This is a genomic window from Paracoccus sp. DMF-8 (assembly GCF_029309835.1).
Taxonomy (GTDB): domain Bacteria; phylum Pseudomonadota; class Alphaproteobacteria; order Rhodobacterales; family Rhodobacteraceae; genus Paracoccus.
Genome location: NZ_JARJHL010000003.1, coordinates 251,936 through 274,076, shown reverse-complemented (window position 1 = coordinate 274,076; position 22,141 = coordinate 251,936). Strand labels below are relative to the sequence as shown.

The following is a 22,141-nucleotide window of genomic DNA, read 5'->3' as shown; positions in this document are numbered from 1 at the left end:
TGCGCGCCCCCGGGGCGCCTTTTTCTGCCTCACCAGGGGCGGACCGACATGACGATGCGCTGGCCTTCGGGGCCAAAGGCAAAGCCGCGCGGCAATTCGCCCCGGCGTTCCTTCATTTCAAGGATGAAGCGGACGCGCTCGCGGCGGTCGCGCATCAGGTTTTCGGCGTCGATCTGCGCCAGTTCCGTGCGGGTGAACAGATGCGGGTCAAGGCCGAGCAGCCGCGCCTCCATGATGTGCCCCTGACTTGGCTGTTTCGGGGCCAGATCTGGGGCGAGATTTGGGGCCGGATCGGCCTGCGCCACGGCGGGCAGCGCCAGACAGCCCGCAACCAGCAAAATCCTGAACATTGGCGATCCCCTTTTTGACGGCCTGCGACCCGCCCAGCATAGCGCCGCCGGGGTCGCCCGGCAAAGGGCGGGGGCTGATTTCCTTGCGCGGGCTTTTTGACGGATTTCATGTCCGCGCCGGCGCGCGATATCGCCGGTTACCCCGAAAGCAGCGGAAACACGCGGATTCAGCCGCCGGCCAGACCCCCGATTGCCAGGATGTCGCTAGACGTGATGCAGGATCAGCGGGCGGCCCTGATGGGTGCCGACCGCGACGGGGACATCGTAAAGCCGGGACAGAAGCGGCTCGGTCAGGACGTCGGCGGGGGGGCCTTCGGCCAGAATCCGGCCGTCCTTCATGGCGATGACATGATCGGCCCAGGCGGCGGCATAGTTGATTTCATGGACGACGACGGTGATGCTTTTGCCCTGATCGCGGACCAGCCCGGCCAGATGGCGCATCAGCGCGCGGGCATGGGCCATGTCCAGATTGTTCAGCGGTTCGTCCAGCAACAGCCAGTCGGTCGCCTGCGCGAAGGTCATCGCCAGAAAGGCGCGCTGCGCCTGACCGCCCGACACCTCGTCCAGAAAACGGTCGGCCAGCGCGGTCAGGTCGAACAGTTCCAGCGCGCGGGTGATTTCCGCCCGGTCATGGGCCGAAGGGCGGCCGTGGTGATGCGGCCAGCGGCCAAAGCCGACCAGTTCGCACAGGCGCAACCGGCTGGATACATGGGTGTGCTGGCTCAGCACCGCCATGACCAGCGCCAGCTTTTCGGTGGGCGTCGCGCTCAGGTCCAGCCCGTCGATCCGGACGCTGCCCGATTGCAGTTTCTCCAGCCGCGCGATCAGCTTCAGCAGGGTCGATTTGCCCGCGCCATTCGGGCCGATCAGCGCCGTCAACTGCCCCTTGGGGATCGAGGTCGAGATGTCGTGCAGGATCGGGTTGCCGTGGATCTGGAAATCGACATTGCGGATCTGGATCATCTGACGCGCCCTTTCAGCAGCAGATGGATGAAGAAAAGCCCGCCCGCGAATTCGATGACCACGGCCAGCGTCCCGCCAAGGCCAAGGGCGCGTTCGAACAGGAACTGCCCGGCGACAAGGATGGTCGCGGCGATCAGGGCGGCAACGGGCAGCAGGATGCGGTGGCGCGCGGTGCCCGCCAGCCCATGCGTCAGCCCGGCGACGATCAGGCCGAAAAAGGTCACCGGCCCGACCAGCGCGGTGGACACCGAAACCAGCACGCCGACCAGCGCCAGCGCGCCGATGACCAGCGCGCTGTGGCGCAGCCCAAGCGGCACGGCGGTATTGCGGCCAAGCGCCAGCACGTCGAGCTGCGGGCCAAGCCGGATCGCCAGCGCGATGGCGGCCAGGCTGATGCCCACCGCCCAGGGCAGGAGATCTGCGTCGATGGTGTTGAAGCTGGCGATCTGCGTCGACTGCACCGTGGCAAAGGTGTCTGGGTCAAGGAGTTGGCCCAGAAAGCTGTCGGCGGACCGAAACAGGATGCCCAGGATGACGCCGGTCAGGATGGTGCGCCCGATGTCGCGCGCCCCCTTGCCCAGAAGGGTGCCGAACAGCAGGATGGCCAGCGCGCACAGGACGCCGACCTCGGTCAGGAACTTGCCAGAGGCGGGCAGGGTGACATAGGCGGTGGTGCCCAGCACGATCACCAGCACCGTCTGCATCAGCATATACAGCGCGTCAAAGCCCATAATCGACGGTGTCAGCACGCGGTTCGCGGCGACGGTCTGGAACAGTACCGTGCTGACCGCCACGGCGGCGCCGACGGTGATCAGCCCGACCAGCTTCGTCAGCCGCAGGTTCAGGATGAAGGCGCGGCCGTTGTCCGGCAGGCCCTGCCAGACCCACAGCGCCGAAACCACCGCCAGCAGCAGCGCCAGCAGGGCGATCAGCCGGGTCGTTGGGGCGATCTGGCTCATGTCGACGGCCGGGTGGGACGATAGAGCAGGATCAGGAAGATGACCGATCCGACGATGCCCATGATCAGGCCGACGGGGACCTCGTAGGGGTAGATCACCAGCCGCCCGATGATGTCGCAGGCCGAGACCAGCGCCGCGCCCGCCGTGGCGACGACCGGGATCGAGCGGCGCAGGTCGTCGCCCATGATCCGCGATACGATATTCGGCACGACCAGCCCGACAAAGGGGATCATGCCGACGGTGACGACGACCAGCGCGGACACGACCGACACGACCATCAGCCCAAGCCGCATGACCGGCGCGGGGTCCAGCCCCAGCCCCTTGGCGACATTGTCGCCCAGCCCCAGAATGGCGAAACGGTCGGCGGCGAACCATGCGGCGATGGCGGCGGCGCCCGCCACCCACAGGGTTTCATAGCGCCCCGCGATGATCCCCGAAGAGCCGCCCGCCGCCAGCCATGTGCCGACATATTGCACAAGGTCGTAGCGCCAGGCGATGAAGGTCACGACCGCGCCGATCACGCCCGACAGGATGATGCCCGCGACGGGAACCAGCATGACCTCGCGCGCGGGCAGGCGGCGGATCAGCAGGATAAAGGCGGCGGAACCGGCCAGCGCGGTCAGGCTGGCCACCAGCATCCTGACCCAGACCGGGCTGTCGGGGGCAAGGATGGTCATCAGCAACAGCCCCAGCCCCGCGCTTTCGGATGTGCCGGTGGTGTCGGGGCCAACGAATTTGTTGCGCACGATCTGCTGCATGACGGTGCCCGCTACGGCCAGCGCGGCGCCGGTCAGCACCACGGCCAGCGTGCGCGGCAGGCGGGATTCCATCAGGACCAGCGCGGCCCATGCGTCGCTGCCCGCCGCGCGCAGGCTGACCTGTGCCGCGCCGATCGTCAGGCTGGTGACGAACAGCGACAACAGGATTGCCAGCATGACGGGCAGCGGTCGGATCATTGGGCGGCGTCGGCCTGTTCCAGCGCGGCGGTCATCGCGTCGATGACCGTCACCAGCGCCTGATAGCCGCCGCCGCCGACATACATCTCGGCGCCGGGCAGATAGGCGACCTGACCCTTGGACCATGCGGTGGTGCCTTCGACCAGCGGCGATTTCAGCGTGTCTTCGGCGCGCTGTTCGCTCGAGCTGGATGGTCGCGGCGCGGTCCAGAACGAAAAGCCAGTCGGGGTTGGTTTCGGCGATGAATTCATGCGTCACGGCGGCGCCATGGCCAGAGATCGGCAGCGCCTCGGCCGCTTCGGGCATGGCGGTCGCGTCATGGATCCAGCCAAAGCGGCTAGCCTTTGCCATAGGCCGACATCTTGGGGCCGTTGGTCAGGACGACCAGCAGGTTGCCCTTGTCCGCGGCGGCTTCGCGCAGTTTGGCCAGACGGGTGTCCAGATCGGCCTTGAGTTCGGCGGCCTTGTCGGTCTTGTCGAACAGCTCGCCATAGGCGGCCAGCCGGGCTTCGGCCTGCGGGATCAGGTCGGCGGTCATGGTCATGTCGACGGTCGGCGCGATCTGCGCGACCGCGTCGTACTTTCGCGGCGGAACGGCCGCCGACGATGATCAGATCGGGACCAAGGCCCGCGATCGCTTCCAGATCGGGTTCGAACAGCGTCCCGACCGGAGCCGTGCCCGTGGCGTCGATGTAGGGCAGCAGCAGCGGGCTGGGGATGCCGACCAGCGGCACGCCAAGCGATTGCAGCGTGTCGATGGCGGCGGTGTCCATCGCGACGACGCGCGCCGGGGTGTCGGCCAGTTCGACCGGGCCGCGTGCGGTGTCGAGGGTGGTGGGGCCGGCCCAGACCGGCGCGGCAAGGCCAAGGCATGCGGCGGTGGCGAATAGGATCTGGCGCATCTGTTTCTCCGAATTCCGAATGACGGTGCGACGGGGGGTCGCGGAATGGATCCGGGGTTAGCGCGGGATCGCGGCGGGGTCCAGAGTAGCCAAGAAAATCAGTCGGACTTTGTGTCGCAGGGCTGTTGAAAGCTGCGTGAACTTGAACAGGCCCCGCTGCGGGCGGGGCCTGTGGGATGGTCGGGGCAGGGGCGGTCAGTCCTCGTCGCCCGCCATCTGGGACAGGACCTGCCCCTTGCCGCGCCAGCGCAGATACATCGGCACCAGCAGGGCCGCAGCCGCGCAGATCAGCAGACCGGCAGCCAGCGGGCTTTCGACCAGATACAGCACATCGCCCTGCGAAATCGACAGCGCGCGGCGCAGGTGCTGTTCGGCCATCGGGCCAAGGATCAGCCCGACCACGACCGGCGCGATGGGATAGTTCAGCAGCCGCATGACGAATGCCATGACCCCGAACAGCAGCAGCATGAACAATTCACCGGTCGAGGGGTTCACGCCGATACAGCCAAGCGTGGCAAAGACCATGATCCCGGCATATAGCCAGTGGCGCGGGATCGTCAGCAGTTTCACCCACAGCCCGATCAGCGGCAGGTTCAGAACCAGGAGCATCAGGTTGGCGACCAGCAGCGACGAAATCAGGCCCCAGACCAGCGCCGGATTGGTGGCGAACAGTAAGGGCCCCGGTTGCAGGCCGAATTGCTGGAAACCGGCGAGCATGATGGCCGCCGTCGCCGTCGTCGGCAGGCCGAGCGTCAACAGGGGCACCAGCGTGCCGGCGGCTGCGGCGTTGTTGGCCGCCTCGGGGCCCGCGACGCCTTCGATGGCGCCATGGCCGAATTCCTCGGGGCGTTCGGCGGTGCGGCGTTCGACGGCATAGGACATGAAGCTGGCGACATCCGCGCCCCCTGCGGGCATCGAGCCGATGGGAAAGCCGATGGCGGTGCCGCGCAGCCATGGCTTCCACGACCGTTTCCAGTCCTGTTTCGACATCATCACGGAACCCTTGACCGGGATGACGTCCTCGGCCCCCTCGGCCCCTTTGGATGCGACATACAGCGCCTCGCCGAGGGCGAACATGGCGACGGCCAGCGTCGTGACCTCGATCCCGTCCAGGAGCAGGGGCTGGCCGAAGGTCAGCCGCGCCTGTCCGGTCAACTGGTCGATGCCGATCAGCGCCAGCGCAAGGCCGATGCCGAGGATGTCAGCCCGCGCAGCGCGCTGTCGCCGAAGGCGGCGGAAACGGTGATGAAGGCCAGCACCATCAGCGCAAAATATTCGCGCGAACCGAAGGCCAGCGCGTATTTCACCACCGTCGGCGCGATGAAGGCCAGCGCCAGCGTCGCCAGCAGGCCCGCGACGAACGACCCGATGGCGGCTGTCGCCAGCGCCGGGCCGCCGCGCCCCTTGCGGGCCATCTTGTTGCCCTCCAGCGCGGTGACGATGGATGCGCTTTCGCCGGGCGTGTTCAGCAGGATCGAGGTGGTCGAGCCGCCATACATCCCGCCGTAATAGATGCCCGCGAACATGATCAGCGAGCCGGTCGGGTCAAGCTGGTAGGTGACGGGCAGCAAAAGCGCCACGGTCAGCGCAGGCCCGATGCCGGGCAGGACGCCGACCGCCGTGCCTAGCGTGACCCCGATCAGCGCGTAAAGCAGGTTGATCGGCTGCATCGCCGAACCCAGGCCCTGCAGCAGAAAGTCGAATGTGGTCATGGCGAACCTTCAGAAAAACAGGTGTTCCAGCCAGCCCGAAGGCAGCGACAGGCGCAGATAGCGGGCAAAGACGACATAGACGAAAGAAGCCAGCGCCAGCCCCACGGGCAGCGAAAGATGCCAGCGTCTTTCGCCAAAGCCGCGCGCGGCAAGGGCGAACATCAGCCCGGTGGCGATGGTGAAACCGGTGCGGTGCAGCAGCAGGATCTGCAACATCAGCCCTGTGACGACCCACAGGACCGGGCCGGGTGCGCGGATGGGTTCGGATTCGAAATTGCCGCGAAAGGCGGTCCATGCGGTGCAGGCGGACAGGACCAGCAGGCCGGTCGCGACCCATTTCGGGATGGTCGCGGGGCCGACCTGGCTATAGCCCGCCGCATCCGACAGCCGCCCCATGTCCCAGAAGATCACCACCGCGATGACGGCCAGAAAGGCCGCCACCGAAAGCGCCGCCCATGACGGGCGGCGGGTTGGAGTTTGGTCCGGTCATTTCACCAGACCGATGTCTTTCAGGATCGCTTCGGTCGAGGCGATATCCTGCGCCAGTTGCGCATCGAATTCAGCGCCCGACAGATAGGTATTGGCCCAGCCCTTGGTTGCCAGCTGTTCCTGCCATCCGGCAGAATTCACCAGCTTGTCGATATCGGCGGTGATGGCGGCCTTTTGTTCGTCGCTGATGCCCGGCGCGGCGGCGACCATGCGCCAGTTCTGGATCGAGGTGTCCAGCCCGGCTTCCTTCAGGGTGGGGGCGTCGATGCCCTCGACCCGCTCATCCGCGGTGATCGCCAGCAGGCGCAGCGTGCCCGCCTTGACCTGCGCCTCGAATTCGCCATAGCCGGAAATCCCTGCGGTGACCTGCCCGCCAAGGATCGCGGCCAGTGCCTCGCCACCGCCGGAATAGGCGATGTAGTTCACCTTGGTCGGATCGACGCCCGCCGCCTTGGCGATCAGGCCCGCCGCGATGTGGTCGGCGCCACCGGCGGAACCGCCCGCCCAGCTGACCGCGCCGGGATCGGCCTTCAGCGCCTCGACCAGATCCTGCATGGTCTGGTGGGGCGAATTGGCGGGGACGACGATGGCCTCGTATTCGCCGGTCAGCCGCGCGATGGGCGTGACATCGGCCAGCGACACGGGCGAATTGTTGGTCAGAATCGCGCCGACCATGACATAGCCGCCGACGATCAGCGCCGAGCCATTGCCCTTGTTCTGGTCGGCGAATTGCGCCAGCCCGATGGTGCCGCCCGCGCCCGGCACGTTCACGACCTGCACCGAACCGGCGATGCCTTCCTGTTGCATCACCTGCTGCATGGTGCGCGCGGTCTGGTCCCAGCCCCCGCCCGGCGCGGCAGGCGCGGTGATCGTGTAGTCATTGGCCAAGGCCGAGGTGGCGACGGCGGTTGTAGCGACGACGGCGGCAAAAGCCGCAGCCAGTGAAAAACGCAGCATATGTTTCCTCCCACGGCGCGGATCGCGCCTCTTTCCCCTGTCGCCTTTTGCGCTGACCCCGAAGGGTCGCGGCGAACAGGCCCATCTTGTCGACAGATCGGGCTTTGGGCAAGCGGCTGTGTCGGCCCGATGACGTCGGGGTATCGGGGGCGGCCGAGCGGCGGCGGTCATTCCGCCGACATGGAATAGCCGGGGTGAAAGGCCAGCCGGACATGGGTGATCGCGCCCATATCGTTCGAGGTGGTGCGTTCCAGCACCAAAAGCGCCTGACCGGGCCGGGTGTCCAGCAACAAGACATCGCGTTTGTTGGCGTTTTCGGCGGAAAAGGACAGATCCGCGCGGGTATAGGGGGCGTTGCGGACCAGCCATTCATTGGCATTGTCGCGGCGGAAATCGACGGCCAGCATTTCGGGGACGGCGGCGGGATTCGGCCAGCGGTCCTCGGCCTGAAAGGGGGCGTCGTCGGCCAGATGGACGGTGCGCAGGTGGATGAGCTGGCTGCCGGGGGCCAGGTCCATGCGGGCCGCGACCTTGGCCGGGACCGGGCGCAGGCGTTGCGAGATGACGCGGTGGGAATAGGTCCTGCCCGCCTGTTCGACCTGTTCGCGCACGACCGGGATCGACAGCACCGCCTTGCGCACCGGGTTCACGGTGACATGCGTGCCTGCCCGGCGGCGGCGTTCCAACAGGCCCTCTTCGGCGATCAGTTGCAGGGCCTTGTTCACTGTGGCGCGGGCGACGCCGAGTTCGATGGCCAGCTCGACCTCGTCAGGGATGCGGTCGCCCTGCCGCCATTCGCGGTCAATGATGCGGCGGCGCACCTCTTGCGCGATGTTCAGCGCCTTGGATGACGCCAGAGGGGCAGGGCGGTCGGTCACATTCGGTCCTGAAGCCGTTCGATACAGTCGATATAATCGGCGGTGATCCGGTCGTGGTCGATATGATATCCATCGCGGACAACATGGCGCCCGGCAGACCAGACATCGTCGATCAGACCGTCATGGCCCGCAAAGATCAGGCTGTCGAGCATTTCATCACCCCGCCGCCCCGCCATGACGCTGTTCTTCAGCGAAACCGCGCAGAGATCGGCATAAAGCCCCGTGCGGATTGCGCCGGTATCGCGGCCTGCGGCGGTGGCGCCGCCGTCAAGGCCCGCCTCGTACAGCACGCGGCCCGTCGATTTCGCGCGGGTCGCCAGAACGGCGCGGCCCCGGTCGCGCAGGCGCTGGCTGTGTTCCAGCGTGCGCAATTCCTCGGTCAGGGAAATGCGGATATTGCTGTCGGAACCGTAGCCGTAACGGCCCTGCGCATCAGTCCAGACCGTGCCGTTGAAAATCCCGTCGCCAAGGCTGGATTCGGTGATCGGGCACAGGCCCGCCACCGCGCCCGTCGCGGCAAGGCGGCGGGTTTCGTCATCGTTCATCTGGGTCGCGTGGATCAGCGTCCAGCGGCGCGACACGTCGGCATGATCCAGCAGCCATGCGACCGGGCGCTGGCCATAGGCGGCCTGAACCTCGTCGACCTCGGGGATCTGTTCGGCGATATGCAGGTGCAGCGGGCGGTCGGGGCGCAGGTCGGCGCAAATGGCCAGCGCCTCGCGGCTGACGGCGCGCAGGGAATGGGGCGCAATGCCGATGCCCGCGTCGGGCAGGGCGGCAATCGCCGATTCCGCGCCCTGCACCGGACGGGCGAATTCGTCGGGGTCGGTGCCGAAACGCTGTTGGCCGGGGCCAAGCGCGCGGCCGTCGCAGCCGCCGAACTGGTAATGCACCGGCAGCAGCGTCAACCCGATGCCGGTCCGTTCCGCCGCCGCCGCGATCCGCGCCGACATTTCCGCGATATCGTCATAATGCGCGCCGCCGGGGCGGTGGTGCAGGTAGTGGAATTCGACATTGGTGGCATAGCCCGCCTCCAGCATCTCCATCTGGACCAGCGCGGCGATGGTTTCGACATCCTCGGGCGTCAGGTGGTCCAGAAAGCGATACATGATCTTGCGCCATGTCCAGAAGCTGTCGGTGGGCAGGTCGCCCTTGGCTTCGGACAGGCCCGCCATGGCGCGCTGGAATGCGTGGGAATGCAGGTTCGCCAGTGCGGGCAGCAGCAGGCCGGTGCGCCGCCCGGCAGGTTCCGCCCCGGTTTCCACCGATGCGATGCGACCGTCCCCCGCCACCGTCACCAATACATTTTCTGCCCAGCCTTCAGGCAGCAAGGCGCGCTCTGCCCAGATTGTCGTCACCACATTCTCCTTGCCCGAGTCGATGAATAAGTTTAGACATATCACGAAGCAACATCCATTCCAAGGCGGTAAAGATGCAAGTCCTGAGCCATGCGAACGTCGCGACGATCACTGATGAATCAGGTGGTTACGGGGTGATCGGGGATGCGTCGATCGTGCTGGACCGGGGCCAGATCACCTGGGTCGGGCCTGCAAGCGATCTGCCGGTCGAATATCGCGATGCGCCGGTCCGCGATCTGGCGGGGCGGCTGGTCACGCCGGGTCTGATCGACTGCCACACCCATGTCGTTTACGGCGGTGACCGTGCCCGCGAATTCGAAATGCGGCTGGAAGGCGCCAGCTATGAGGAAATCGCCCGCGCGGGCGGCGGTATCATTTCGTCCGTCAAGGCGACGCGAGCGGCCGACAGATCCGAACTGCTGAAATCGGCGCTGGCCCGCGTCGATCACCTGATCGCCGAAGGTGTCACCACCATTGAAATCAAATCCGGCTATGGGCTGGATATCAGATCCGAAATGAAGATGCTGCGCGTTGCCCGGCTGATCGGCGAACAGCGCCCGGTCCATGTCGTGACGACATGGCTGGCGGCCCATGCGCTGCCGCCAGAGTATCAGGACGACCGCGCGGGCTATATCCGCGACGTGGTGATCGCCGGTCTGGACGCCGCCCATGCCGAGGATCTGGTCGATGCGGTCGATGGCTTCTGCGAAGGTATCGCCTTCAGCGCCGAAGAAATGTCGGCGATTTTCGATCACGCGGCGAAACTGAACCTGCCGGTGAAACTGCATGCCGAACAGCTGTCGGACCTGCATGGCGCGGCGATGGCGGCGCGGCACGGCGCAATCTCGGCCGATCATCTGGAATGGCTGGGACAGGACGGCATCGACGCGATGGCGGCATCCGGGACGGTCGCGGTGCTGCTGCCCGGCGCCTTTTACACGCTGCGCGAAACGGTTTACCCGCCGGTGCAGGCGCTGCGCGATGCGGGTGTGCCGATTGCGCTGGCGACGGATGCGAACCCCGGCACTTCGCCGCTGACCTCGATCCTTTTGACGATGAACATGGGCGCGACGCTGTTCCGCCTGACCCCGGCCGAATGCCTGACCGCCGTGACCCGCAATGCCGCGAAGGCTCTGGGTCTGGCGGATCGCGGCGTGATCGCGCCCGGCCAGCGCGCCGATCTGGCGATCTGGGATGCCGCCCATCCGGCGGAACTGACCTATCGCATCGGCTTCAACCCCCTTCATGCCCGCGTTTTCGGAGGCGACTTTGTCTGAACTGATCCTTACCCCCGGCGAAACGACCCTGTCCCAGTTGGAGCGCGTCTGGCGCGAAGGTCTGCCCGTGCGGCTGGACGACAGCGCCCGCCCCCGCATCGCCGACAGCGCGGCGCGGATCAACGCCGCCGCCAATGGCGACGTGCCGGTCTATGGCGTGAATACGGGGTTCGGCAAGCTCGCCTCGATCAAGATCGCGGCGGGGGATACGGCGGTACTGCAACGCAACCTGATCCTGTCGCATTGCTGCGGTGTGGGTGAGCCGGTCGAGCCGGAAACCGTCCGCCTGATCATGGTCCTGAAGCTGCTGTCACTGGGTCGCGGTGCGTCGGGCACCCGCCCCGAGGTTGTGGCGCTGATCGAAGCGATGCTGGCCAAAGGCGTGTTGCCGGTGATCCCGTCGCAGGGGTCGGTGGGCGCATCGGGCGATCTGGCACCGCTGGCGCATATGGCTGCCGCCATGCTGGGCGAAGGCCGCGCGACATATCAGGGCCGCGAGCTGCCTGCGGCCGAGGCGCTGGCCGCCGCCGGCCTGTCGCCGGTCACGCTGGCCGCGAAAGAGGGGCTGGCGCTGATCAATGGCACGCAGGTCTCGACCGCTTTTGCGCTGGTCGGGCTGTGGGGGGCGTTCCGCGCGGCGAAAAATGCGCTGGTGTCGTCGTCCTTGTCCACCGATGCGATCATGGGCTCGACCGCGCCTTTCCTTGATGAAATCCACCAGTTGCGCGGCCATCGCGGCCAGATCGTCGCGGCGCGTGCCATTCGCGCGCTGATGGATGGCTCGGAAATCCGCGAAAGCCACCGGACCGGCGACACGCGGGTTCAGGATCCCTATTGCATCCGCTGCCAGCCGCAGGTAACGGGCGCCTGCATCGACATTCTGGCGCAGGCCGCGCGCACGCTGGAGATCGAGGCGAATGCCGCGACCGACAACCCGCTGGTGCTGGTCGAAACCGGGCAGATCGTCTCGGGCGGGAATTTCCACGCCGAACCCGTGGCTTTTGCCGCCGATCAGATCGCGCTGGCGATCGCCGAAATCGGTGCGATTTCGCAACGCCGTATCGCGCTGATGGTCGATCCGACGCTGAGCCACGACCTGCCGCCCTTTCTGACGCCCGATCCCGGCCTGAATTCGGGGCTGATGATCGCGGAAGTGACCAGCGCCGCATTGATGAGCGAAAACAAGCATCTGGCCAATCCCTGCTCGACCGATTCGACGCCGACCAGCGCCAATCAGGAAGACCATGTGTCGATGGCCGCCCATGGCGCGCGGCGGTTGCTGCGGATGAACGCGAACCTTGCCCATATCATCGGGATCGAATTCCTGTGCGCGGCGGCGGGGGTGGAATTCCGCGCGCCGCTGGTGACCTCGGGGCCGCTGCAGGCGGTGCTGGCGCGGTTGCGTGCCGATATTCCGGCGCTGGATCAGGACCGCTACATGGCGCCCGATCTGGCCCGCGCGGCCGGGCTGGTCAGCGATGCGGCCCTGCTGGATGCGCTGCCCGAGGGTATCCTGGCCGAGGTGCAGCCGTGATCCCGGTCGAGGTCGTTTCCGGCGACAGCCCGGTCATTCTGGGCCTGCCCCATACCGGGACGTGGCTGCCCGACGATATCCGCGCCCGGCTGAATGGGCGGGGGCGGGTGCTGGCCGATACGGACTGGCATATCGAACGGCTGTATGACGGGCTGCTGCCCGGCGCGACGACGGTGCGCGCGACGTTCCACCGCTATGTCATCGACGCCAATCGCGGCCCGGATGATGCGAGCTTGTATCCCGGCCAGAACACCACCGGGCTGGTGCCGCTGACCGATTTCGACGGCGAACCGATCTGGGAGGTCGCGCCGACCGAGGCCGAGATCGCCGCGCGCAAGCAGCGGTTCCACGCGCCCTATCACGCGGCGCTGGCGGCAGAGATTGCGCGGGTGCGGGCGAAGCATGGCGTGGCGGTTCTGTATGACTGCCATTCGATCCGCAGCCATATCCCGTTCCTGTTTGAAGGGGTGCTGCCGGATTTCAACATCGGGACCAACAGCGGGGCGTCCTGCGCGCCGGCCATCGAGGCCGCCGCGCAGGAGGTCGCATTCGCGACGGGTCGGCCTGCGGTGGTCAATGGTCGCTTCAAGGGCGGCTGGACGACGCGGCATTACGGCAATCCTGCCGGGAATGTGCATGCGATCCAGATGGAACTGGCGCAATCCACCCATCTGGCGACCGAAACGCCGCCCTTTGCCTATGACGAGGCCAAGGCCGAGGTGCTGCGCGTGACGTTGAAAGAGATCTTGCAGCGGCTGGAGCGCGTTGCCCTTGATCTGGTGCGGCCATGACGAAGCCGTTGCAGGGAATCCGCGTGTTGGACCTGTCGCGCGTCCTGGCGGGGCCGTATTGCACCGCCTTGCTGGCCGATCTGGGGGCGGAGATCATCAAGGTCGAGCCGCCCGCAGGCGATGATTACCGCCATATCGGGCCGTTCAAGCACGGTGAAAGCGCGTTGTTTTCGCTGAACAATCGCGGCAAGCGCAGCGTTGTTCTGGACCTGAAGGACCCGGATGACCTGCAACTGGCGCAGGATATCGCGGCGCGTGTCGATGTCGTGGTCGAAAACTTCCGTCCCGGCGTGGCGTCGCGGCTTGGGCTGGGCGCGGATGCCTTGCGCGCGGCGAACCCTCGGCTGATCTATTGTTCGATTTCCGGGTTTGGACAGGACGGCCCGTTCCGCGACCTGCCCGCCTATGATCTGGTCGTTCAGGCCATGTCCGGGCTGATGGCGGGCACCGGCGAGGAAGGCGGCCAGCCCCTGAAGACCGGCGAGAGCATCGCCGATCTGCTGGCGGGTCTGTTTGCAAGCTGGTCGATCATGGCGGCGCTGGTTCAGCGCAATACGACGGGGCAGGGCGCCAGCTTGGACGTTGCTATGTATGACGCGCTGTTTTCGATGCTGACGACCAGCCATGCGCTGCATTTCTTTGCAGGGCAACTGCCGCAGCGCGTGGGCAACCGGCACCCCTTGTCGACGCCATTCGGCTGTTTCGCGACCAGCGACGGGCAGGTGGTGATCGCGGTGCTGAATGCCCGGCAGTTTACCACGCTGGCGCAGTTGGTCGGCCAGCCCGATGCCGCGCAGGATCCGCGTTTCGCCAGCGACGAGTCGCGCACCGAACACGAACCCGCCGTCAGGGCGCTGATCGAAAACTGGTCGCGTGGGCTGACCACGGATCAGGCGGTTGCGGCCCTGTCGGGTGTCGGCCTGCCCGCCGCGCCGATCTGGGACATCGCGCAGGCCGCGAACAATGAACATGCCGCCGCGCGCGGGCTGGTCACCGAACTGGGCGGCAATGCCGTCATCGGCCAGCCCGTCCGCTTTGATGGCGGCAAGCCGGTGGCCGCGTCACCCGCCCCGCAACTGGGCGGCGATCTGGACGCGGTGCTGAAGGATCTGGGACTGGAGAGAAAAGCATGACCACGCAAAACCCACGGCACATGCTGTCCGAAGAAGAGGCGATGTTCTGCGACGTTCTGGAACGTCTCTGCGCGGACAGGATCGCGCCTCTGGCCGCTGAAACCGACGAACGCGCCAGCTTTGTCCACGACCAGTTGGCGGTGCTGGGCGAGGCCGGGATGATGGGCGCGAACCTGCCCGAGGAATATGGCGGCAGCGGGATTTCCGCGCCTGCCTTGCTGCGCGCCGTGGCGATCGTGGCGGGGGCCTGCGGGTCCACGGCCTCGGCCCTGACGGCGCATTATCTGGCGACGGATTCGATCCTGATCGGCGGGACCGAGGCGCAGAAACAGCATTGGCTGCAACTGGCCGCGACGGGCGAGGCTTTGGGTGCCTTTGCCCTGACCGAACCGACCGCCGGGTCCGACCCCGCCGACATGAAAACCCGTGCCCGCCGCACGGGTGACGGCTGGCATCTGAAGGGCAGCAAGTGCTTTATCTCGAACGGGGGCGTGGCGGATTTCATCGTGGTCTATGCGGTGACCGACCCGGACAAGGCCCATCGCGGGATTTCGGCATTCATCTTGCCCAAGGGCACGCCGGGGCTGGATGCGGGCGCGCCGGAAAAGACCATGGGGCTGAAAGGCGGCCATGTGTTCACGCTGAACCTTGACTGCCACCTGCCCCATGACGCGCTGCTGGGCGAGGAAGGGCGCGGTTTTCGCACCGCCATGCAGGTTCTGGACAATGGCCGGATCGAGGTCGCTGCCCAATGTCTGGGGCTGGCCAAGGCGGCGATGGATGCGGCGCTTGCCTATGCCAGGGATCGCGTGATTGGTGGCGAGGCGCTGACCGACCGTCAGGGCATCCGCTGGATGATCGCCGACATGGGCGTGGCCTATCAGTCGGCGCTGCTGCTGTCGCAGGACGCCGCGCGCCAGCGCGACGCCGCGCATCACGGCGGGGGGCGGTTCTCGCTGGCCTCGAGCATGGCGAAGCTGGCGGCGTCCGAGGCGGCTGGCCGCGTCGCCGACACCGCGCTGCAGCTGCATGGCGGCTATGGCTATACCCGCGATTTCCCCGTCGAACGCATCAACCGGGACCTGCGCATCATGCGCATCTACGAAGGTTCCAGTGAAATTCAACGCATTATCATTTCCGGCAATATGCTGGCCTGATCGGAGACGAACATGGACAACCGCACCGAGAATCCCCGTCACAACACCCGCGACATCTACCCCGCCACCGGCACCGAGATTTCGGCGAAAAGCTGGCTGACCGAGGCGCCCCTGCGGATGCTGATGAACAACCTGCATCCCGACGTCGCCGAAAACCCGCATGAGCTGGTGGTTTACGGCGGCATCGGCCGCGCCGCCCGCACCTGGAAGGATTTCGACCTGATCGTCGACGCCCTGCAGAACCTCGAAGAGGATCAGACCCTGATGGTCCAGTCGGGCAAGCCGGTCGGTGTGTTCCAGACGCACAAGGACGCGCCGCGCGTGCTGATCGCCAACTCGAACCTTGTGCCGCATTGGGCGAACTGGGACCATTTCAACGAATTGGATAAAAAGGGTCTGGCGATGTATGGCCAGATGACCGCCGGTTCGTGGATCTATATCGGCGCGCAGGGCATCGTTCAGGGCACCTATGAAACCTTTGTCGAGGCGGGGCGCCAGCATTACAACGGCGATCTGAAAGGCAAATGGGTGCTGACCGCCGGTCTGGGCGGGATGGGTGGCGCGCAGCCCCTGGCCGCCGTCATGGCCGGGGCCTGCTGTCTGGCCGTCGAATGCGACGAGAGCCGCGCCGATTTCCGCATCCGCACCCGTTATTGCGACGAAAAGACCCATTCGCTGGACGAAGCCCTTGCGATGATCGATCGCTGGACCAAAGCCGGAGAGGTCAAATCGGTGGCCCTGATCGGCAACGCCGCCGAGGTCTATCCCGAACTGCTGCGTCGCGGCGTGCGTCCCGATATCGTCACCGACCAGACCAGCGCCCATGACCCGGTGCATGGCTATCTGCCGATGGGCTGGACCGTCGCCGAATGGCGCGCGCGTCAGGAAACCGACCCCAAGGGCGTCGAGAAAGCTGCGCGGGCGTCGATGCGGGTTCAGGTTCAGGCGATGGTGGCCTTCCACGAATCCGGCATCCCGACCGTGGATTACGGCAACAACATCCGCCAGATGGCGCTGGAGGAGGGGCTGGAAAACGCATTCGCCTTTCCCGGCTTCGTGCCCGCCTATATCCGCCCGCTGTTCTGCCGCGGCATCGGCCCCTTCCGTTGGGCGGCGCTGTCGGGCGACCCGGAAGACATCTACAAGACCGACCAGAAGGTGAAAGAACTGGTCGATGACCCGCATCTGCACAACTGGCTGGACATGGCGCGCGAACGCATCGCGTTCCAGGGCCTGCCCGCGCGGATCTGCTGGGTCGGTCTGGGCCTGCGCCACAAGCTGGGTCTGGCCTTCAACGAAATGGTCCGCAATGGCGAATTGAAGGCGCCCATCGTGATCGGCCGCGACCATCTGGACAGCGGCAGTGTCGCCAGCCCCAACCGCGAGACCGAGGCGATGCAGGACGGCTCCGACGCCGTCAGCGACTGGCCGCTGCTGAACGCGCTGCTGAATACGGCATCGGGCGCGACATGGGTCAGCCTGCATCACGGCGGCGGTGTCGGCATGGGCTTTTCCCAGCATTCCGGCATGGTCATCTGCTGCGACGGCACCGAAGATGCCGACCGGCGGCTGGCCCGCGTGCTGTGGAACGACCCCGCGACCGGCGTGATGCGTCACGCCGACGCGGGTTACCAGATCGCGCTGGACTGCGCGCGGGAACATGGGTTGAACTTGCCCGGTATCCTCTAAACATAAGGGCGCGCCAGCCCGTGCCAGGGCGCGCCCGCAATCGTCCAACAACGGAGACTGACATGAGCTTTCACAACACCTTCAAGGCGGCGGCCCTTGGCCTTGCAGCCCTTGGTCTGACGGGCGTTGCCGCATCCGCCGACCAGCTTGCCGACATCAAGGCGGCGGGCAAGATCGTCACCGCGACCGATATGCATTACGCGCCCTTCGACATGCTGAACAACGGCACCTACGAAGGCATGACCAAGGACCTGTTCGACGAGGTTTCCAAGGAAATCGGGGTCGAGCCGCTGTATCAGGACATCCCCTGGCCTGCCGAGCTGCCGGGGCTTGAGGTCAAGAAATTCGATATCGTGATCGCCCCCGTGACGGTCACCCCGGAACGTCTGGACCGCTACACCTTCACCCTGCCGATTGCCGACGCGACCGTGTCGCTGGTCAAGGCCGCTGCCAATGCCGATCTGAACAAGCCCGAGGATATCAAGGGCAAGACCGTCGGCGTCCAGCAGGGCACCGCGCAATTCCGCCAGCTTGAGGCTTACGGCCAGGAACTGGGCGGCATCAATATCAAGGAATACGGCACCACCGACGAGGCTTACGCCGATCTGGCGGCGGGCCGTCTGGACGCCGTGGCCGGTTCGCTGCCGAACCTGACCTATCTGGTGAAAAACCGGGGCGAGAGCTTTGCCCTGTTCGAACCCGCCAGCTTCGGCCAGCCGACCTATTTCGCATGGGTTCTGCGCAAGGACGCCGACAGCGACAGCTTTGCCGCCGCGATCAACGACGCGCTGCTGAAAATGACCGATGACGGCCGGGTTCAGGCGATCCAGGAAAAATGGCTGGGCAGCTACACCGAACTGCCGCGCGAAGTTCCGACGAACTGATACACCCCGGCGGGCGGGGGTTCCTCTCGCCCGCTGTTCCGACACAGCCATCCTGATGCGGGGGCACATGTTTTCGGTATCGACCTTTCTTGACAGCTTCGCGCCGCTGGCCATGGCCGCGCGCTATACGCTGCTGGTCTCGGGTCTGGGCATTGCGCTTGGGCTGGTGATCGGTGCGCTGATCTGTGCGGCGCGGATGTCGTCAAACCCGGTTCTGCGCGGTTTTGGCGGGTTGTGGGTCAGTTTCCTGCGCGGTGTGCCGCTGCTGGTCCAGCTGCTCTTGATGTATTACCTGCTGCCGGTGATCGGGGTGAACGTCCCGGCGATTGCCGCCGCCGTCATCAGCGTCGGCATCTGCGCCAGCGCCTATATTTCCGAAATCTGGCGCGGCGCCATCGCCGCACTGCCCAAGGGCCAGACCGAGGCCGCGCAGGCCATCGGCATGGCGCCCACCACCGTCTGGACCCGCGTGATCCTGCCGCAGGCCGTGGTCATGTCGCTGCCCGCGCTGGTCAACGAACTGATCCTGCTGGTCAAGGCGTCCTCGCTGGTGTCGATCGTCGGCATCATGGAAATCACCCGCGCCAGTCAGGCGCAGGCCGCCACCACCTTCCGCCCGATGGAGGTCTATCTGGCCGCCGCCTGCATCTATCTGGCGATCAACCTGACCCTTGCCGCCATTGGCCGCTATCTCGAAAACAGGATGGCCGTGTGATGGAGTGGCAGATTTTCGAACAATACGGCCCGATGCTGCTGCGCGGCTTTGGCGTCACGGTGCTGTGCTGGCTGTTGGGCACGGTGTTTTCCATGGCGCTTGGGCTGGTCATCGCGCTGATCCAGCGTTACGCCCCGGCCCCGCTGCGCTGGCTGATCCAGATCTATATCGAAATCATCCGCGGCACGCCCTTTCTGGTCCAGCTTTTCGTGCTGTATTACGGCGGTCCGCTGATCGGGCTGCGGCTGGACGCGCTGCCGGCGGGCATTCTAGGCCTGACGGTCTATGGCAGCCCCTATTTCGCGGAAATCTTTCGTTCCGGTTTCCGTGCCGTGCCGCTTGGCCAGATCGAGGCCGCGCGCGCCATCGGCATGTCCGAACCGACCATCATCCGCCGCATCCTGCTGCCGCTTGGGCTGGTGTCGGCGCTGCCCGCGCTGATCAATTTTTCTATCATCCTGACCAAGGAAACGGTGATCCTGTCGATCATCACCGTGCCCGAACTGATGTATCAGGTGAATCGCATGTCCACCGAAACCTTCCGCTATCTGGAAGCCAATCTGGTGCTGGCGCTGTTCTTCTGGCTGCTGGTCGAAACCATCTCGCGCGTGGGGCGCAGGCTGGAAAGCCGCGTCACCCGCCACCTGCTTGAAAGGCCGTAACCATGGTGCAAGCCTCCTCTGTCCAGATCCGTCAGGTCGACAAGTTCTATGGCCCGTTCCACGCGCTGAAAAAGGTCAGCATGGATGTGCTGCCGGGCAAGGTGACCTGCCTGATCGGCCCGTCCGGGTCCGGCAAATCGACCCTGCTGCGCTGCATCAACTTTCTGGAGGAATATGACGCGGGCGAAATCCGCATCGACGACCAGTTGATCGGCTACGAATCCCCCGGCGGGCGCAAGATGCGCGGCGCCAAGCTGCGCGAGATGCGCCGGTCCATCGGCATGGTGTTCCAGCAGTTCAACCTGTGGCCGCATATGACCGCGCTGCAAAACGTCGCCGAAGGTCTGGTCCGCGTGCGTGGCCTGTCGAAATCCGAGGCCGAATCCCGCGCGACCGAGGCGCTGCGCAAGGTCGGTCTGGCCGACAAGATGGGCAACCACCCGCTGCGCCTGTCGGGCGGCCAGCAACAGCGCGTGGCGATTGCCCGCGCGATTGCGATGGAACCGAAACTGATGCTGTTCGACGAACCGACCAGCGCACTGGACCCCGAACTGGTGGGCGAGGTCCTGAACGTCATGAAGGCGCTGGCGGCCGAGGGCATGACCATGGTCGTCGTCACCCATGAAATGGGTTTCGCCGCCCATGTCGCCGACCGCGTGGCCTTTATGGAAAAGGGCGAACTGGTCGCGGTGGACGAACCGTCCCGCATCCTGCATTCCCCCGAAGACCCCCGCATTCAGGGCTTTCTGCGCACCTATCACGAACGCAACAGCTTCTAGGGGCCGGCGCGCGCGTCGTCCGGCGTTTCGGTAAATCCGGTGGTCGGGCCTTTGGGGTCCGGCTGTCGGGTGTCGGGTCTGCGCAGCCGGGCGCCGATCTTTCCGCAAGGGTGGCTTTGATCCCGGCAGGTGAACCGTGACGACAGGCTGCTGATCCCGGCATCGGCCTGCGCGCGCTTGCTGGCGGCTCGCTTGCACGGGCCTGCGACAATGGCGACAGGGCCACGGGCCTTTCCTTTGCGGCCAATCCCTGCAACAGAATACAGGGGGCATGATGGGGCAGGGGATTTGGCTTTCCGCCACCGCAACAGAACCAGAAGGATAAGCCGCGCAGGCGCTTTGCGCGGGCGTCGGCTGTGGTGTGTGCTGGCGCTGCTGCCCTTCCTGATGGCCTCGCTGATTGCGCAGGGGACCATGCTGACGGCGGGGCCGGATGACCGCGTGGCGGTGGTTCTGTGCATCGACGGCAGCCCGGTGCCGATGCTGATGGCGGCGGATGGCAGCGTCGCGCCGGCGACGCAGGATGCGCCGGGATCGGGCCGCAAGGCGCCCGACCTTTGCCAATGGATCGCACATGGCCAGCCGCTGATCGAGATGCGGGCGGGCTGGCCGCCCCAACCCGCGCAGGCCGAAATCACCCTGCGCCGGATGATCGCCCCCGGCGCGCTGTCGCGCCAGACGGATATTCCCATTGCGCTGGCGCGTGGCCCGCCTGTCGCCTGATCGAAGCCGGGGCCGTGCCCCGTTTCAATCTTTCGACAGACAGGACATGCCATGAAAACCCGATATCTTGCCGCGACGATCGCGGCGCTGACCCTGCTGCCCGGCCTGCCCGCGCTGGCCGATCACGATGGCGAACATACCCCTCATGCCGCGCATCAGGATGCCGCCACCCTTGGCGATCTGACGATCAGCAGTGCCTATACCCGCGCCACCCCGCCCCGCGCGCCGGTGGCGGGCGGCTTTGTCACCATCGCCAATGCGGGCGCGGATGACCGGCTGGTCGCGGCCGCATCGCCCATCGCAGAGCGGGTCGAGATCCATGAAATGGCGATGCAGGACGATGTCATGCAGATGCGCGAACTGCCCGATGGCCTGCCCATCGGCGCGGGGGAAACGGTCGAGCTGAAGCCCGGCGGGCTGCATCTGATGTTTTTCGGCCTGACCGGTCCCCTGACCGAAGGCGAAACCATCCCCGTCACCCTGAGCTTTGAAAAATCGGGGGAAATCGAAATTCCGCTGACCGTCGGCCCGATGAATGCCCGCGGCGGCCATGACCAGAAAGGGGCGCATTAAGATGGCGAAACCCACGGATAAGAACCCCAGCCTTGTCAGGCTGCGCCTGGCGCTTTGGGGGCTGGTCGTGATTGCGCTGGCCGTGCTGGCATGGTTCACGCTGATCCAGCCGCGCCTGCAGGCACAGAATGCGGCCTTTGGGCCGATGGATCTGGGTCATGGCGAATATGCGCTGCAAACCACCGACGGCGCGGCCTTTACCGAAGACACGCTGAAGGGCCAGCCCTCGGCCGTGTTCTTCGGCTTTACCCATTGCCCGGATGTCTGCCCGACGACGCTTGGCGATATCCTGTCCTGGCAGGAACAACTGGGAGAAGGCGGCAAGGACCTGCGCGTCTATTTCGTCACCGTCGATCCGGAACGCGACACGCCTGAAATCCTTGGGGATTATGTGTCCTGGGTGCCGGGTGTGCAGGGCGTCACCGGTTCGGTCGAGGAAACGCAAAAGGCGCTGAAGGCCTTTCGCATCTTTGCCCGCAAGGTCCCGTCCGAAGATGGCGAAAGCTATTCCATGGACCATTCCGCCATGGTCCTGCTGTTCGATGCCAAGGGGAATTTTTCCGGCCTGATCGGCTATCAGGAAGACCCCGAAAAGGCGCTGGCGACGCTGAACCGTCTGCTGGGCTGACAGGGTCGCGCCGGGGGTGCGGCCTGCTTCGAGCGCCAAAGCCGGTTGGCGGGAACGATCCGGCCAACCAGA

At 65.9% G+C, this 22,141-nt stretch carries 24 protein-coding genes and 1 pseudogene; 14 read left to right on the top strand and 11 right to left on the bottom strand.

Annotated elements, in window-relative coordinates; genetic code table 11:
- Positions 1-29: 29 nt before the first annotated feature.
- The 6 genes from PE067_RS01960 to PE067_RS01935 form a co-directional block, all read right to left on the bottom strand.
- Positions 30-350: a hypothetical protein gene (locus tag PE067_RS01960; RefSeq protein ID WP_276187590.1), complete on the bottom strand. Its 321-nt coding sequence runs from the start codon at positions 348-350 to the stop codon at positions 30-32.
- A 204-nt stretch (positions 351-554) separates the two neighbouring features.
- A complete protein-coding gene (locus PE067_RS01955; RefSeq protein WP_276187589.1) occupies positions 555-1,313 on the bottom strand; it encodes an ATP-binding cassette domain-containing protein in 759 nt (252 codons plus the stop codon).
- Positions 1,310-2,272, bottom strand: a complete 963-nt coding sequence (locus PE067_RS01950; RefSeq protein WP_276187588.1) for an iron chelate uptake ABC transporter family permease subunit — start codon at positions 2,270-2,272, stop codon at positions 1,310-1,312. Before PE067_RS01950 ends, PE067_RS01955 begins: the two co-directional genes overlap by 4 nt.
- The gene (locus PE067_RS01945) at positions 2,269-3,228 is read right to left on the bottom strand and encodes an iron chelate uptake ABC transporter family permease subunit (RefSeq protein WP_276187587.1); all 960 of its coding nucleotides are present in this window, start codon (positions 3,226-3,228) and stop codon (positions 2,269-2,271) included. Before PE067_RS01945 ends, PE067_RS01950 begins: the two co-directional genes overlap by 4 nt.
- A complete protein-coding gene (locus tag PE067_RS01940; protein WP_276187586.1) occupies positions 3,225-3,479 on the bottom strand; it encodes a hypothetical protein in 255 nt (84 codons plus the stop codon). Before PE067_RS01940 ends, PE067_RS01945 begins: the two co-directional genes overlap by 4 nt.
- Positions 3,480-3,565: 86 nt before the next feature.
- Entirely contained in the window at positions 3,566-3,772 is a 207-nt protein-coding gene (locus PE067_RS01935; protein ID WP_276187585.1) for a hypothetical protein, read from the bottom strand.
- Between PE067_RS01935 and PE067_RS01930 the strand changes: the two genes are divergently transcribed.
- Positions 3,765-4,118, top strand: a complete 354-nt coding sequence (locus PE067_RS01930; protein WP_276187584.1) for a hypothetical protein — start codon at positions 3,765-3,767, stop codon at positions 4,116-4,118. The two genes, PE067_RS01935 and PE067_RS01930, sit on opposite strands and share 8 nt — an antisense overlap.
- A gap of 207 nt (positions 4,119-4,325) precedes the next feature.
- Here PE067_RS01930 and PE067_RS01925 read toward each other — a convergent pair.
- The 5 genes and pseudogenes from PE067_RS01925 to PE067_RS01905 all read right to left on the bottom strand — a co-directional run bounded on the left by PE067_RS01925 (position 4,326) and on the right by PE067_RS01905 (position 9,524).
- A pseudogene (locus PE067_RS01925) lies at positions 4,326-5,842 on the bottom strand (tripartite tricarboxylate transporter permease).
- A gap of 9 nt (positions 5,843-5,851) precedes the next feature.
- Positions 5,852-6,283 (bottom strand): tripartite tricarboxylate transporter TctB family protein, encoded by a 432-nt coding sequence (locus tag PE067_RS01920; protein WP_276187583.1) that lies wholly within the window; start codon positions 6,281-6,283, stop codon positions 5,852-5,854.
- A gap of 45 nt (positions 6,284-6,328) precedes the next feature.
- Positions 6,329-7,288, bottom strand: a complete 960-nt coding sequence (locus PE067_RS01915; RefSeq protein WP_276187582.1) for a tripartite tricarboxylate transporter substrate binding protein — start codon at positions 7,286-7,288, stop codon at positions 6,329-6,331.
- Positions 7,289-7,455: 167 nt separating this feature from the next.
- Positions 7,456-8,166, bottom strand: a complete 711-nt coding sequence (locus PE067_RS01910) for a GntR family transcriptional regulator (protein WP_276187581.1) — start codon at positions 8,164-8,166, stop codon at positions 7,456-7,458.
- Positions 8,163-9,524 (bottom strand): formimidoylglutamate deiminase, encoded by a 1,362-nt coding sequence (locus PE067_RS01905; RefSeq protein ID WP_276187580.1) that lies wholly within the window; start codon positions 9,522-9,524, stop codon positions 8,163-8,165. The genes PE067_RS01910 and PE067_RS01905 overlap by 4 nt, the downstream gene beginning before the upstream one ends.
- Positions 9,525-9,598: 74 nt before the next feature.
- Between PE067_RS01905 and hutI the strand changes: the two genes are divergently transcribed.
- The 13 genes from hutI (at position 9,599) to PE067_RS01840 (ending at position 22,069) form a co-directional block, all read left to right on the top strand.
- Positions 9,599-10,801 (top strand): imidazolonepropionase, encoded by a 1,203-nt coding sequence (hutI, locus tag PE067_RS01900; protein ID WP_276187579.1) that lies wholly within the window; start codon positions 9,599-9,601, stop codon positions 10,799-10,801.
- Positions 10,794-12,335, top strand: a complete 1,542-nt coding sequence (gene hutH / locus PE067_RS01895) for a histidine ammonia-lyase (protein ID WP_276187578.1) — start codon at positions 10,794-10,796, stop codon at positions 12,333-12,335. Before hutI ends, hutH begins: the two co-directional genes overlap by 8 nt.
- Complete coding sequence (hutG, locus tag PE067_RS01890) at positions 12,332-13,126, top strand: N-formylglutamate deformylase (RefSeq protein WP_276187577.1); 795 nt, start codon at positions 12,332-12,334, stop codon at positions 13,124-13,126. Before hutH ends, hutG begins: the two co-directional genes overlap by 4 nt.
- A complete protein-coding gene (locus tag PE067_RS01885) occupies positions 13,123-14,259 on the top strand; it encodes a CoA transferase (protein WP_276187576.1) in 1,137 nt (378 codons plus the stop codon). Before hutG ends, PE067_RS01885 begins: the two co-directional genes overlap by 4 nt.
- Positions 14,256-15,416, top strand: a complete 1,161-nt coding sequence (locus PE067_RS01880; RefSeq protein WP_276187575.1) for an acyl-CoA dehydrogenase family protein — start codon at positions 14,256-14,258, stop codon at positions 15,414-15,416. The genes PE067_RS01885 and PE067_RS01880 overlap by 4 nt, the downstream gene beginning before the upstream one ends.
- Positions 15,417-15,428: 12 nt before the next feature.
- Complete coding sequence (gene hutU / locus PE067_RS01875; protein WP_276187574.1) at positions 15,429-17,105, top strand: urocanate hydratase; 1,677 nt, start codon at positions 15,429-15,431, stop codon at positions 17,103-17,105.
- A gap of 62 nt (positions 17,106-17,167) precedes the next feature.
- The gene (locus tag PE067_RS01870) at positions 17,168-17,989 is read left to right on the top strand and encodes a transporter substrate-binding domain-containing protein (RefSeq protein ID WP_276187573.1); all 822 of its coding nucleotides are present in this window, start codon (positions 17,168-17,170) and stop codon (positions 17,987-17,989) included.
- Between the two features lie 55 nt (positions 17,990-18,044).
- Positions 18,045-18,704 (top strand): amino acid ABC transporter permease, encoded by a 660-nt coding sequence (locus PE067_RS01865; protein WP_276187572.1) that lies wholly within the window; start codon positions 18,045-18,047, stop codon positions 18,702-18,704.
- On the top strand, positions 18,704-19,366 hold the full coding sequence (locus PE067_RS01860) for an amino acid ABC transporter permease (RefSeq protein WP_276187571.1): 663 nt from the start codon (positions 18,704-18,706) through the stop codon (positions 19,364-19,366). The genes PE067_RS01865 and PE067_RS01860 overlap by 1 nt, the downstream gene beginning before the upstream one ends.
- 5 nt (positions 19,367-19,371) lie before the next feature.
- Positions 19,372-20,145: an amino acid ABC transporter ATP-binding protein gene (locus PE067_RS01855; RefSeq protein WP_276187817.1), complete on the top strand. Its 774-nt coding sequence runs from the start codon at positions 19,372-19,374 to the stop codon at positions 20,143-20,145.
- A gap of 363 nt (positions 20,146-20,508) precedes the next feature.
- Positions 20,509-20,868, top strand: a complete 360-nt coding sequence (locus tag PE067_RS01850; RefSeq protein WP_276187570.1) for a hypothetical protein — start codon at positions 20,509-20,511, stop codon at positions 20,866-20,868.
- 51 nt (positions 20,869-20,919) lie between these two features.
- Positions 20,920-21,441: a copper chaperone PCu(A)C gene (locus PE067_RS01845; RefSeq protein WP_276187569.1), complete on the top strand. Its 522-nt coding sequence runs from the start codon at positions 20,920-20,922 to the stop codon at positions 21,439-21,441.
- Position 21,442: 1 nt separating this feature from the next.
- Positions 21,443-22,069, top strand: coding sequence for an SCO family protein (locus tag PE067_RS01840; RefSeq protein ID WP_276187568.1), 627 nt, complete (start codon positions 21,443-21,445; stop codon positions 22,067-22,069).
- The last annotated feature ends 72 nt before the right edge of the window (positions 22,070-22,141 follow it).